This window comes from Sanguibacter suarezii NBRC 16159 (genome assembly GCF_001552735.1).
GTDB lineage: Bacteria > Actinomycetota > Actinomycetes > Actinomycetales > Cellulomonadaceae > Sanguibacter > Sanguibacter suarezii.
In genome coordinates this window covers 185,180-198,657 of record NZ_BCRT01000021.1, presented here as the reverse complement: position 1 = coordinate 198,657, position 13,478 = coordinate 185,180, and the positions used below count along the sequence as shown (strand labels likewise).

9 protein-coding genes and 1 tRNA gene are annotated in these 13,478 nt (G+C 70.7%); all 10 read left to right on the top strand.

The features are described 5' to 3' along the window. Positions 1-131: 131 nt before the first annotated feature. The 10 genes from SS2_RS14340 (at position 132) to SS2_RS14295 (ending at position 13,423) form a co-directional block, all read left to right on the top strand. Positions 132-2,225, top strand: coding sequence for an acyltransferase family protein (locus SS2_RS14340; RefSeq protein WP_066465265.1), 2,094 nt, complete (start codon positions 132-134; stop codon positions 2,223-2,225). Positions 2,226-2,531: 306 nt separating this feature from the next. Continuing rightward, positions 2,532-4,091: a Re/Si-specific NAD(P)(+) transhydrogenase subunit alpha gene (locus SS2_RS14335; protein WP_066465264.1), complete on the top strand. Its 1,560-nt coding sequence runs from the start codon at positions 2,532-2,534 to the stop codon at positions 4,089-4,091. 1 nt (position 4,092) lies between these two features. Then, positions 4,093-5,520 (top strand): Re/Si-specific NAD(P)(+) transhydrogenase subunit beta, encoded by a 1,428-nt coding sequence (gene pntB, locus SS2_RS14330; RefSeq protein WP_066465263.1) that lies wholly within the window; start codon positions 4,093-4,095, stop codon positions 5,518-5,520. A gap of 505 nt (positions 5,521-6,025) precedes the next feature. Beyond that, positions 6,026-7,633 carry a sugar transferase gene (locus tag SS2_RS14325; RefSeq protein ID WP_157607357.1) on the top strand — a complete coding sequence of 536 codons (1,608 nt, stop codon included), beginning with the start codon at positions 6,026-6,028 and terminating at the stop codon, positions 7,631-7,633. 155 nt (positions 7,634-7,788) lie between these two features. Next, entirely contained in the window at positions 7,789-9,069 is a 1,281-nt protein-coding gene (gene eno / locus SS2_RS14320; RefSeq protein WP_066465261.1) for a phosphopyruvate hydratase, read from the top strand. Positions 9,070-9,211: 142 nt separating this feature from the next. Then, complete coding sequence (locus SS2_RS18040; protein ID WP_245643599.1) at positions 9,212-9,883, top strand: FtsB family cell division protein; 672 nt, start codon at positions 9,212-9,214, stop codon at positions 9,881-9,883. Between the two features lie 79 nt (positions 9,884-9,962). Then, positions 9,963-10,484, top strand: a complete 522-nt coding sequence (locus SS2_RS14310) for a DUF501 domain-containing protein (RefSeq protein ID WP_066465256.1) — start codon at positions 9,963-9,965, stop codon at positions 10,482-10,484. Between the two features lie 97 nt (positions 10,485-10,581). Continuing rightward, positions 10,582-11,622, top strand: coding sequence for a Ppx/GppA phosphatase family protein (locus SS2_RS14305; protein WP_083942269.1), 1,041 nt, complete (start codon positions 10,582-10,584; stop codon positions 11,620-11,622). A gap of 171 nt (positions 11,623-11,793) precedes the next feature. Further along, on the top strand, positions 11,794-13,239 hold the full coding sequence (locus SS2_RS14300; protein WP_066465254.1) for an NAD(P)/FAD-dependent oxidoreductase: 1,446 nt from the start codon (positions 11,794-11,796) through the stop codon (positions 13,237-13,239). A 107-nt stretch (positions 13,240-13,346) separates the two neighbouring features. Continuing rightward, a tRNA-Leu gene (locus SS2_RS14295) sits at positions 13,347-13,423 on the top strand. The last annotated feature ends 55 nt before the right edge of the window (positions 13,424-13,478 follow it).

Genomic DNA, 13,478 nt, shown 5'->3' with positions numbered 1-13,478 from the left:
GGCGGCCCCAGGCCTGAGCCAAACGCCGCGGTGGCAGCGGTGACTCAGGTGGTTGAGGTGGCTGAGGTAGTCTGCTCGACCGAGACCGGGGCATACGCTCCGGGCCGCCGGGTACGGCCGGAAGGGGGCGTATGACTGCTGCGCCGGGCCCTACGGCCGTCCTCGACCGGACCGACCGACCGCGCCAGCCCACTGCGTCGCCGACCTTCCTGCCGGAGATCCAGGCGCTGCGGGCGATCGCGGTCGCCGGCGTCGTCGTCTACCACCTGTGGCCGTCGGTGCTGCCTGCCGGCTTCATCGGCGTGGACGTCTTCTTCGTCATCTCCGGCTACCTCATCACGTCCCACATGATGAGCGAACGCGACCGGACCGGCCGGTTCGACCTCGGCGCCTTCTACGCCCGCCGGGCCCGCCGGATCCTGCCGGCCGCCTCCCTCGTCGTGGTGGCCACAGCCCTGCTCGGGCTCGCGGTGCTGCCCGAGCTGCGGTGGGTCGAGCTGACCCGGCAGGGGACGGCGTCCCTGGTGTACCTGCAGAACTGGGTGCTGGCTGCGGACTCCGTGGACTATCTCGCGCAAGGGATCGCGCCCAGCCCGTTCCAGCACTACTGGTCCTTGTCGATCGAGGAGCAGTTCTACCTGCTGTGGCCGGTGGCCTTCCTGCTCGTCGCGCGCCGCCGCGCCCGTTCCGCCGGGCAGGTCCGGCGGGTGGTCCTGGGGATCGTGGTGGTGCTGAGCGTCGTGTCCTTCGCCTGCTCGGTCCTGCTCACCTCGGCAGGCGACCCCTCCGCCTACTTCGTCAGCCACAGCCGGTTCTGGGAGCTGGGCCTCGGGGCGGTCCTGGCGCTGAGCCTGGCCAGGACGGCGCGCCCGGCCCTGCGAGGAGCCGCTGCGTGGTCCGGGCTCGCCCTCATCGCGGCTGGCATGGTGCTCGTGCCGATCGAGCGGTTCCCCGGCGCGCTCGCGCTCGTCCCGACCGTGGGCACGGCCCTGGTCATCTGGGCTGCGCGCGCCGGGAGCTCGACCGGGCTGCTGCGCCTGGCCTCTCCTCGTCCGGTCCAGTGGCTCGGGGACGTGTCGTACTCGGTCTACCTGTGGCACTGGCCGTTGGTCGTGTGCGCCCCGTTCGTGCTGGTGGGGCAGGGTGCAGCGGTGCGCGGCGCTGTGGTCCTCGCCCTCTCCCTGGTGCTCGCCGGGGTGACCCGCACGCTGGTGGAGGTGCCGCTGCAGCGGCGCGTACGTCCCCGGGCCACCCGGGCGCAGGTGCTGCTGACCGCTGCCGCCGTCACGGTGGTGTGCCTGGTCGTGGTGCAGGTCCCACGCGCCGTCGCCGATGCGCGGACCGCTGAGCGAGAGCGTGCCACGCTCGCCCTGCTCGCGGACCCGCCCGCAGACCTCGGCGCCGCCTCGCTCACCGCGGACGGCTACTCCCCGTTCGCCTCGGGCCACCCGGTGGTCGTCCCGGCGCCCCAGCGGGCGCGCGCCGAGCTCCCGGAGGGCTCGGACGGACGCTGCAAGTCCGACATGAGCGCGGATCACGCACCGGAGTGCCGCTTCGGTCCGAGCGACGCCGAGACCGTCGTGGCGCTGGTGGGGGACTCCCACATCGAGCAGTACCTGCCGACCTTCCAGGCCATCGCCGAGAGCGAGGGAATCCGGGTCCTCACGTCCTTCCACAGCAGCTGCCCGTTCTCCACGGCCCAGCGCGAGACCGACGCGGCCCGCGGCGGACCGTGCCTGCGGTCCAACGCCGCGACCGCGCAGGCGCTGCTCGCCGACCCCTCGATCGACCTCGTCGTGACGTCGGCACGGTCGGCCGTGGACTGGGTCGACTCCCCGGAGGTGCCCAGCCCTGTCGACGGCTTCGCGGAGGCGTGGACCTGGCTGACGGCGGCCGAGATCCCTGTCGTGGTGCTCTCCGACAACCCGCTCATGCTCCCGGACGACGCCACGTCGGAGTGCGTCGTCGAGCATCCTGGCGACCCGGGGGCGTGCGCGCGTCCGCGGACCGACGCCCTGCCGGTGGACCACCAGCTGGCGGCCGTCGCGCTGAGCGACGTCGAGCTCGTGGACACGTCGTCGTGGTTCTGCACGCCGGCGGTGTGCCCAGCGGTCATCGGCAGCGTGCTCGTCTATCGCGACGCCCAGCACATCACCCCTGCGTACGCGCGCACCCTGCAGCCCCGGGTCTGGGAGTCGATCGGGCCGGTGCTCGAGCGGGGCTGAGCCGGGCGCTGGCCCGTGGTGAGGGCGGTGTGGAAGACGGCCTGGAAAGCGCTTCCCTTTTGTGAGAGGGTGTCTCTCGCGTCCCTGGTCGGCGACTCGTCCCATGACCCGTCCTGCCTGGTGCGACGTGCGCGTCGCACTCCGGGAGCGGGCCCTCCGTGAGGCTTTGGTCCTGACGGGAGGCGTTCCGGGTACGCGATCATGGGTCAGTACGGTCCAGCGGGCCGACATGATCGAGCGCAGCACTCCCATCCTGGCTGTCGGTGCCCGGGTGGACACTGGAAGAACAGCGAACGAGGAGACTCGATGAGGATCGGCATCCCCCGGGAGACCCGGGACGGGGAGCGGCTGGTAGCCGCGACCCCCACGACCGTGGCCCAGCTCGTCAAGCTCGGCTACGACGTCGTCGTCGAGGCGGGAGCCGGCGCCCAGGCGAGCTTCCCCGACGCGGCCTACCGCCAGGCCGGCGCGAGCGTCGCAGACGCCGCCGAGGCCTGGAGCGCCGACGTGGTGACCTGCGTCAACGCCCCTGAGCCCGAGCAGATCGCCCAGCTGCGCCCGGGCGCGACCATCGTGGCGATGATGGCCCCGGCCACCCACCCTGAGCTCGTGGACGCCTTCGCCGAGCGCGGCGTCAGCGCCCTCGCCCTCGACGCCGTGCCGCGCATCTCCCGCGCGCAGGCCCTGGACGTGCTCAGCACCATGTCCAACGTGGCCGGCTACCGCGCGGTCGTCGAGGCCGCCGAGGCCTACGGCGGCATGTTCACCGGCCAGGTGACCGCGGCGGGCAAGACCGCCCCGGCCAAGGTCTTCGTCATCGGGGGCGGCGTCGCCGGCCTCGCGGCGATCGGTGCAGCCGGCAGCCTCGGTGCCCAGGTCCGGGCCTTCGACGTGCGCCCCGAGGCGGGCGAGCAGATCGAGTCCATGGGCGCGCAGTTCGTCCAGGCTCAGGCCGCCCAGCAGGAGGTCTCCTCGGACGGCTACGCCCAGGAGATGACCGCCGAGCAGGAACGCCTCACCGCCGTCATGTACGCCGAGGAGAGCGCCAAGGCGGACATCATCATCACGACCGCGCTCGTGCGCGGCTCTGCTCCCCGCACCATCACCGCCGAGATGGTCGCGGCCATGCGTCCGGGCAGCGTCATCGTGGACCTCGCCGCCTCCGGCGGCGGGAACTGCGAGCTCACGGTCCCCGGCGCCAAGATCGTCACCGACAACGGTGTGACGATCATCGGCTACACCGACCTCACGAGCCGGCTGCCCAAGCACACCTCGCAGCTCTTCGGCACGAACATCGTCAACCTCATGAAGCTGCTCACCCCCAACGCGGACGGCCAGGTCGTCCTGGACATGGACGACGTCGTCCAGCGCGGGATGACGGTCACCCTGGCAGGGGAGATCCTCTGGCCCCCGCCGCCGGTGCAGGTCTCGGCCGCCCCGGCCGCCGCAGCCGTCGTGGCTGCCCCGGTCGTGGACCCGGCCGTGCGCGCTCAGCAGGAGAAGGAGGAGGCGCGCCGCAAGGGGCAGCGTCAGCTCGTCGGCTACGGTCTGGCTGCCGTGCTGCTCGCCCTCGCGATCACCTTCTCACCGGCCGCCTTCACCGGCTTCTTCACCGTCTTCGTGCTCGCGGTGTTCGTCGGCTACTACGTGATCTCCAACGTGAGCCACTCCCTGCACACCCCGCTCATGGCACAGACCAACGCCATCTCCGGGATCATCCTGGTGGGCGCGCTGCTGCAGATCGGCAGCGACAACTGGTGGGTCACCTCGCTCGCCTTCATCGCGGCAACCGTCGCGAGCATCAACATCTTCGGTGGCTTCCTCGTGGCCTACCGCATGATCTCCATGTTCCGGAAGGACGCCTGACATGACGCTCGCCTCCCTCGCGCAGGCCGTGTACGTCATCGCGGCCATCCTGTTCGTCCTCAGCCTGGCTGGTCTGTCCAAGCAGACCACCGCACGCCGGGGTGCCGTCTTCGGCATGACCGGCATGGTGCTGGCTCTCGCTGCCACGATTGCGCTCAGCCTCGACGGCTCCGAGCGCCACGTCCTGGTCACCGCGCTGCTCATCGCGCTCGTCTTCCTCATCGGCGCCTCGATCGGCACCTGGCAGGCCCGCCGCGTCGAGATGACGCAGATGCCAGAGATGATCGCCATGCTGCACAGCTTTGTCGGTCTGGCGGCGGTGCTGGTCGGCTTCAACTCCTACCTGACCGAGACGCACGCCGACTCCGTCCACCTCGTCGAGGTGTTCCTCGGGATCTTCATCGGTGCGATCACCTTCACCGGGTCGATCGTGGCCTTCCTCAAGCTCTCCGCGCGGATCAAGTCCTCTCCGCTCAAGCTGCCCGGACGCAACCTGCTCAACCTCGCCGGCCTCGTCGCCACCGCGGGGCTCATGGCCTGGTTCCTGGCCAGCCCGGCGGTCCTGCCGCTGCTGCTCCTCACGGCCGTCTCGCTCGCGATCGGCTGGCACCTGGTCGCCTCGATCGGTGGCGGGGACATGCCGGTCGTCGTCTCGATGCTCAACTCCTACTCGGGGTGGGCAGCGGCCGCGGCCGGTTTCATGCTGAGCAACAACCTGCTCATCATCGTCGGTGCGCTCGTGGGCTCCTCCGGTGCGATCTTGTCCTACATCATGTGCAAGGCCATGAACCGGTCCTTCGTCTCCGTCATCCTGGGCGGGTTCGGGTCTGACGAGGGCGCGCCCGCCTCGGGTGGCGACGCCGCCGACTACGGCGAGCACCGCGAGACGACGGCCGCCGAGGTGGCCGAGATGCTGCGGGAGGCGCGCTCGGTGGTCATCACCCCGGGGTACGGCATGGCTGTGGCCAAGGCCCAGTACCCGGTGGCCGACCTCGTCTCCCGGCTGCGGGCGCAGGGCGTCGACGTCCGCTTCGGCGTGCACCCCGTCGCCGGTCGCCTGCCCGGGCACATGAACGTGCTGCTCGCCGAGGCCAAGGTGCCCTACGACATCGTCCTGGAGATGGACGAGATCAACGACGACCTGGCCGAGACCGACGTCGTGCTCGTCATCGGCGCCAACGACACCGTCAACCCGGCGGCCCTCGACGACCCGAGCTCGCCCATCGCCGGCATGCCGGTGCTGGAGGTGTGGAAGGCCAAGCAGGTCATCGTGTTCAAGCGGTCGATGGCCGCGGGCTACGCGGGCGTGCAGAACCCGCTGTTCTTCAAGGAGAACACCGCGATGCTCTTCGGTGACGCCAAGGCCCGGGTGGACGACATCGTCGGCGCCCTGGCCGCCGCCGAGCCGGTCGGCGCCGAGCGCAGCTGACCGCACCCGGCGAGGCGCCGCGACATCGCCACCGAGCACCCGCTGCCCGGTTCCCCGACGAGGGGGACCGGGCAGCGTCGTGCTGTCTGCGTGCTCTCCGCGTGCCGTCAGTTCCCTGGTCACCGGGGCATCCGAGCCCGGGGTGAGAGCAGGGGTGAGCGGCAGGGCTAGGGATTTCACCCGCTGTTTTTGAGCGGGGTGATCTTGGCATGAACAACGCTCCCACGGGTGGCAGCCCCCCCGGGGCAGATACCTACGATCGGCTCGTGACCGACTCCCTGAGCGTTGACGAGCGAGGATGAGGATGACCCATGCGTTGTGGCCGCGACTGCCGGCCGGCTCGTCCTCGAAGACGACGTCCCTGATTCGTGCGTCGGGCGCGACCGCGCCCGTCTCCCTGCTGGCACCGTCACCGTCCGTCTCGTCCGTCTCGTCCGTCTCGTCCGCCGTGGCACCGGAGGCGCCCGAGACCAGCTCGCCCGCAGCCGCGACAGCCGCTTCGCCAATGCCGACGCCGGCGACCGCGACCGCCCAGGCTGCCGCGCCGCCTCCCGTCGCCTCACCCTCCAAGGCGCGCCACAGCGACTCCAACAGCCCGGACAGCGGCGCCATCCCGATCCAGCGCTCGCTGCGCCCCACCCCGATGAAGCGGTCGGTCCGCGCCACCCCCATGAAGCACGTCGTCGCGGCCGCGGTCGCGCCGTGGACCCGGACCGTGCAGACCCGGCTGATCGTCGTGGACGCGGTGCTCGTCGCCGTCGCGCTGACCGTCGCCTTCGTCGTGCGCTTCGCCCTGGGGTTCCCGGGCGGCGGCGTGGTGCGCCCGACGATGGCCTACGTCCTCATCTCCGTGCTGCTCTTCCCCGGCTGGCTCATCGCGCTGGCCATGGAGCGCTCCCGTGACCTGCGCATCGTCGGGGTCGGGGTGACCGAGTACCGCAGGGTGTTCCAGGCCACCTGGAAGTTCTTCGCGGTGGTGGCCGGCGCGTCCTACCTGCTGCGGTTCGACCTCGCCCGCGGATACGTCGCCGTCGCCCTCCCGGTCGGCGTCGCGCTGCTGCTCGGTGGACGGTTCCTCGGCCGGCGGTGGCTCCAAGGACAGCGCAGCAGCGGCGACTGCCTCTCGCCGCTGATCGTCGCTGGGTCACGCGCCGGGGTGCACGACCTCATCTGCGAGCTGCAGGCCAACCCCCAGGCCGGGTACGTCGTCGTGGGTGCGTGCATCCCCGACGGTGACCGAGAGCCGGGGACCGTCATCGAAGGCGTCCCCGTCCTCGGCGACGTGCTCGACGTCCCCTCGGCCGTGCGCCAGACCGGTGCCAGGAGCGTCGCTGTCGGCGGCTGCGACTCGCTGACCTCGACGGTGGTGCGCAACCTCGGCTGGGAGCTGGAGACCACCGGGACCGAGATGATCGTGGTCCCCGGGCTCATCGACGTGGCGGGACCGCGGGTGCTGGTCAGCCCGGCCGAGGGCCTGTCCCTCGTGCACATCGACGCACCGACGTTCAGCGGCGGCAAGTACCTCGCCAAGTCCGTCATCGACTGGCTGCTCGCTCTCGCCGCGGTCATCGTGCTGTCCGTCCCGCTCCTGCTCATCGCGGTGGCCGTCAAGGTGACCAGCCCCGGGACGGTGCTCTACCGCCAGGAGCGCATCGGCCGGGACGGGCAGCCTTTCCAGATGTACAAGTTCCGCTCGATGCGGCCCGGCGCCGACGCCGAGGTCGCGTCCCTGGCCGACCAGAACGAGGCGGGCGGCCCGCTGTTCAAGATGCGCGACGACCCGCGGGTCACCACCATCGGTCGGTACATGCGCCGCTACAGCATCGACGAGCTCCCGCAGTTCTTCAACGTCCTGCGCGGGGACATGGCCCTCGTGGGCCCGCGTCCCCAGCTGCCGGGGGAGGTCGCCCAGTACGACGGCCACGCCGCCCGGCGTCTGCTCGTCAAGCCCGGGATCACCGGGCTGTGGCAGGTCAGCGGCCGGTCTGACCTGGAATGGCGGGTGGGGCTGCGCAAGGACGTCTTCTACACCGAGAACTGGACGGTGTTCAGCGACTTCGTCATCCTGGCCAAGACGGCCAAGGCGATCGTCGCCCACAAGGGCGCCTACTGACCGACGCGCCACCACCCGCGGGATCCGGGGCCTGGCAGCCGGCCAGGTGAGCAGGACATGAACCCTCAGGTTCCATAGGTCAAACATCCTGTCCGGGCTCAGTCGATTCCGACTACTCTTGGGTGGTAACCCCAAAGTCCCACGAAGGAGCAACTGTGGCCAGCATCGAAGTTGTTTACGCACGCGAGATCCTCGACTCCCGCGGAAACCCCACCGTTGAGGTCGAGGTCGTGCTCGACGACGGCTCGTCCGCCCGTGCCGGAGTGCCCTCGGGCGCATCCACGGGTGCATTTGAAGCAGTCGAGCGCCGTGACGGAGACAAGGCCCGTTACCTGGGCAAGGGTGTGCAGGACGCCGTTGACGCCGTCAACGAAGAGATCGCCCCGGAGATCATCGGCCTCGAGGCCGAGGAGCAGCGCGAGCTCGACGCCACGCTGATCGACCTCGACGGGACCCCCAACAAGGGCAAGCTCGGCGCCAACGCGATCCTCGGTGTCTCCCTCGCCGTGTCGCAGGCAGCTGCTGAGTCCGCAGGCCTGGAGTACTTCCGCTACGTCGGTGGCCCCAACGCCCACGTGCTGCCCGTCCCGATGATGAACATCCTCAACGGTGGCTCCCACGCCGACTCCAACGTCGACATCCAGGAGTTCATGGTCGCCCCCATCGGCGCGACCTCCTTCCGCGAGGGCCTGCGCATCGGCGCCGAGGTGTACCACTCCCTCAAGTCCGTGCTGAAGTCCGAGGGCCTGTCCACCGGTCTCGGCGACGAGGGTGGCTTCGCCCCCAACCTCTCCAGCAACCGTGCCGCGCTCGACCTCATCCTCGTCGCGATCGAGAAGGCCGGCTTCAAGCCGGGCGTCGACGTGGGCCTCGCGCTCGACGTCGCAGCCACCGAGTTCTTCAAGGACGGTGCCTACCAGTTCGAGGGCAAGGCCACGAGCCCGGCCGAGATGGTCGAGTACTACAAGCAGCTCGTCGCTGACTACCCGCTGGTCTCCATCGAGGACCCGCTGTCCGAGGACGAGTGGAGCTCCTGGTCCGAGCTCGTCGCGCTGGTCGGCGACAAGGTGCAGATCGTCGGCGACGACCTGTTCGTCACCAACCCCGAGCGCCTGGCCCGTGGCATCAAGGAGCGCGCAGCCAACTCGCTCCTGGTCAAGCTCAACCAGATCGGTACCCTCACCGAGACCCTCGACGCCGTCCAGCTCGCGCAGCGCGCCGGCTTCACCGCGATGATCTCCCACCGTTCGGGCGAGACCGAGGACACCACGATCGCCGACCTCGCCGTCGCGACCAACGCTGGCCAGATCAAGACCGGTGCCCCGGCCCGCGGCGAGCGCATCAACAAGTACAACCAGCTCCTGCGCATCGAGGAGAGCCTGGGCGACTCGGCCACCTACGCCGGCGCCTCCGCCTTCCCGCGCTGGAACGCGTGATCGCTGAGCACCACGTCGGCTGAGAGCTGACAGCCACGAGCGCCCGACGGACCACGGTCCGTCGGGCGCTCGTGTGTGTGAGGGGTGTGGAGGCGGCGCGTCGCTGCCTCGATCGTCATCGGGGCGGAGGGACAATCGCCAGGTGCCTCCCGCCTCCCGTCCGCCCCCACCCCGCCCGTCCGGCGGCGGCTCCGGCGCGCGCTCGTCGGGACGTCGTGGAGACCGCACCCCGCGGACCGGGGACACCCCATCCGTGCCGCGCCCCACGGGGAGGTCAGCAGGCTCCTCGGGCTCGAGGTCCGGTGCGACGTCTGCCGGCGGTGCCCGCTCGTCGGCGACCCCGCGTGGGGGAGCGCCGCGCGCGACGTCGAACCGTCGCCCGCAGCCGGCGCCCCGCCCCACCGGGTGGATGCGGATCTTCACCGTCCGCGCGGCCGTCCTGCTGCTCGTGACGCTCATGGGGTTCATCCTCATCATGCCCACCGCCCTGCAGTACGGGAAGCAGCGCACCGACAACCAGCTGCTCGCCGCCGAGCTCGCCGCCATCCAGGCCTCCAACGCCGAGCTGGAGAACGAGCGCAACCGTTGGCAGGACCCCAAGTACGTGATCGCCCAGGCGCGTGAACGGCTGACCTTCGTGTTCCCCGGTGAGACTCCCTACCGGGTGATCGACCCGGACTCCGTCGTCGAGGCACCCGTGGTGGACGCGAACGAACCCATCACCGACGGCGCCGTGACGACCGGGCTCACCGCCTCCCAGCCGTGGTACTCCACCGTGTGGGAGTCCGTCCAGATCGCCGGCAACGCGTCCTGACCTCGGTGCGTGCACGGCGCCCTGGAGGCAGGAGACAATAGGGCAGCGAACCTGCCCGCCCCATGATTGGAAGAGCTCCGTGACTGACCCGGCCCCCGCCGTCGTACCTGACCCTGCCGCCGTGACCGACGGTGACATCGAGGTCCTCGCCGAGCAGCTCGGCCGGCCGCCCCGAGGGGTCGTGGGCATCGCGGCGCGGTGCGTGTGCGGTCGTCCGCTCGTGGTGCGCACGGCGCCGCGGCTCGACGACGGCACGCCCTTCCCCACGACGTACTACCTCACCAGCCCGGGCGCCGTCGCTGCCGCGAGCACCCTCGAGGCGAACGGTGTGATGCGTGAGATGTCCGAGCGTCTGCTCGAGGACACCGAGCTCGCTGCCGCGTACCAGCGTGCCCACGAGCACTACCTCGCCCAGCGTGAGGCCCTCGGTCACGTCGACGAGATCGCCGGGATCTCCGCTGGCGGCATGCCCACCCGGGTCAAGTGCCTGCACGTCCTCGTCGGCCACGCCCTCGCGGCCGGCCCGGGGGTCAACCCGCTCGGCGACGAGGCTCTCGAGCTCATCAAGGACACCTGGCGTCCGGACCGCTGCACCTGCTGAAGCACGCCGGGCGCGCCGTCGGCTGCGCCGGTTGTGACTGCGGCCCGCGACCGGCAGCGCGTGGATGGCAGGTCCCCAGAGGTGGCAGGCTAGTGCCATGACTTCGGCTTCCCCCTCCTCGCCTGTGACCGCGACCGGTGCCCCAGCCCTCAGTTCCGCACCCTCGTCTGCTCCGCCGCCCGCACCCGGCAGCGTGCGAGTAGCCGCGATCGACTGCGGGACCAACTCGATCCGCCTGCTCGTGGCGGACCTGGACCCGGCGGCGGGCACGCTCACCGACGTCACCCGGCTCATGGAGGTCGTGCGGCTGGGGCAGGGCGTGGACAAGACCGGGCGGCTGGCACCCGAGGCGCTCGCCCGGACCTTGGACGCGACCTCGCGCTACGGGCAGATCTGCCGCGACCTGGGAGCCGAGCGCATCCGTTTCGTCGCGACGTCGGCGACGCGGGACGCGCAGAACCGTCAGGACTTCGTCGACGGCGTCCGGGCCGCCATCGGCGTCGAGCCTGAGGTGGTCTCCGGCGACGAAGAAGCCGCGCTGTCCTTCCGCGGGGCCACGAGCGTGCTGGCGGCCGGTCACCCGGGGCCGTACCTCGTCGTCGACCTCGGTGGCGGGTCCACCGAGCTGGTCCTGGGCCAGGACTCGCCAGAGCGCGCCTACTCCATGGACGTCGGCTGCGTGCGCATGACCGAGCGCCACCTGGTCACCGACCCGCCCACCCCGGAGCAGGTCGCGGCTGCGCGCGCCGACGTGCGCAGCGCGCTCGACGTCGCAGCGCAGGACGTGCCGCTCGGTCGCACGCGGACCCTGGTCGGCCTGGCCGGGACGGTCACCACCGTGACCGCCCACGCGCTCGGCCTGGAGCGCTATGACCGCAACGCCATCAACGGCGCGGTCCTGCCCACGACGGCGACCCTCGCGGCCTGCCAGGACCTCATCGCCCGACCGCGAGAGGAGCGCGCGTCGTTGGGCTTCATGCACCCGGGCCGGGTGGACGTCATCGCCGCCGGGGCTCTGGTGTGGTCCGAGGTCGTCGCGCGCGTCGCCGCTGACGTCGCCGCCGACGGCGGCGAGCTGAGCGCGGTGGTCACCAGCGAGCACGACATCCTCGACGGGATCGCCTGGAGCCTGGCCTGACGGGCGGCGGTGGAAGCTCCACCGGTCGGCTCGTCCGCGTACGGCGAAATGGCCGTAAGAGTCCAGGTCAGGGCGGTGTTGGGCGGCGCAGAGCCGCCCTGTGCGGGCACTGTGCCACGGATCACGCCCGCGGGCTTCGCGGGATCTGACACCCCGCAATATGATGAAGGTATGCCTCAGACTGACCTGACCTCGGATACGCCTGCCCAGAATTCCTCAGCGGCGGCCATCGCGCCCCGACCGCGCAAGGTCCCGCGCATCGTCGTGCTCGGTGGTGGGTCCGTCGGTCTGTACTCCGCGCGCCGCCTGCGCAAGCGTCTCGGGCGCCGCGACGCGGCGATCGTCGTCGTCGACCCGCGCCCGTACATGACCTACGCCCCGTTCCTGCCGGAGGTCGCTGCCGGATCGATCACCGACCGCGACGTCGTCGCCCCGCACCGCCGTGCCCTCAAGCACGTGGACACCCTGCAGGGCAAGGTCACCAAGATCACCCACCGTGAGCGCAAGATCGAGATCACCCCCGAAGAGGGCGACCCCTACGAGATCACCTACGACCACCTCGTCGTCGGACTCGGCTCCGTGGCCCGCACCCTGCCGATCCCGGGACTGGCCGAGCAGGCCATCGGCTTCAAGAACGTCGAGGAAGCGGTTGCCGTGCGCAACCAGATCCTCAACCGGATCAACCTCGCCAGCTCCACCTGGGACCCGGACCTGCGCAAGCGGATGCTCACCTTCACCTTCGTCGGTGGCGGGTTCGCCGGCATCGAGGCGCTCGCCGAGACCGAGGACATGGCCCGCGCGGCAGTCAAGAACCTCCCCGGCGTCGACCAGTCCGACCTGCGCTTCGTCATGATCGAGGGCTCGGACCGCATCCTGCCCGAGCTCACCCTCGAGATGGCGAACTACGCCTTGTCAGAGATGAAGAAGCGTGGCATCGAGTTCCACCTCTCCACCTTCCTCTCCTCCTGCGTCGACGGTCACGTCGTGACCTCCACGGGTGTGGAGTTCGACTCCGACACCATCGTGTGGACCGCCGGCGTCAAGGCCAACCCGGTGCTGGCCACCTCGGACCTGCCGTTGGACCGCATGGGCCGCCTCCAGGTGCTGCCGACCCTGCAGGTCGCAGACGACGACGGCAACGTCGTGGCCGACGCATGGGGTGCCGGTGACTGCGCCGCCGTCCCCGACCTGTACAACCCCGGTGCGTTCTGCCCGCCGAACGCCCAGCACGCGATCCGCGAGGCCAAGGTCCTCGCCGACAACCTCTACGCCACGCTGACCGGCGGCAAGCTCGAGGAGTACAGCCACAAGAACCTCGGCACCGTCGCCTCGCTCGGACTGCACAAGGGTGTCGCGATCCTCTTCGGCAAGATCAAGCTCCGCGGCTTCCCGGCCTGGGTCATGCACCGCATGTACCACGTGGCCGCGATGCCGACGGCGAGCCGCAAGATCCGCATCACGACCAACTGGGTCGGCACCTGGCTGCTGCGCCGCGAGGTCGTCTCCCTCGGGTCGATCCACGACCCGCGCGCCGAGTTCCGCGCCGCGTCCGCTCCGGCTGCCAAGCCGAAGGACGCCCCCGCGGCTGCGAACGCTGAGGCGAAGGCCGACAAGTAAGTCCTGATCACAGTGACGGGGCCACACCGCACGCGGTGTGGCCCCGTTGTTGTATCGTCCAGCCTGACGTCCGTGCGTGATCTGCGGGCATGGCGTCAGTGGCCGTCGCCCCCATAGCCCAATCGGCAGAGGCAACCGACTTAAAATCGGCACAGTCAGGGTTCGAGTCCCTGTGGGGGCACCACATATCGCTCTGACCAGTCAGGCAGTGCCGCACCGGACCCGCTGGAAGCTCGTGC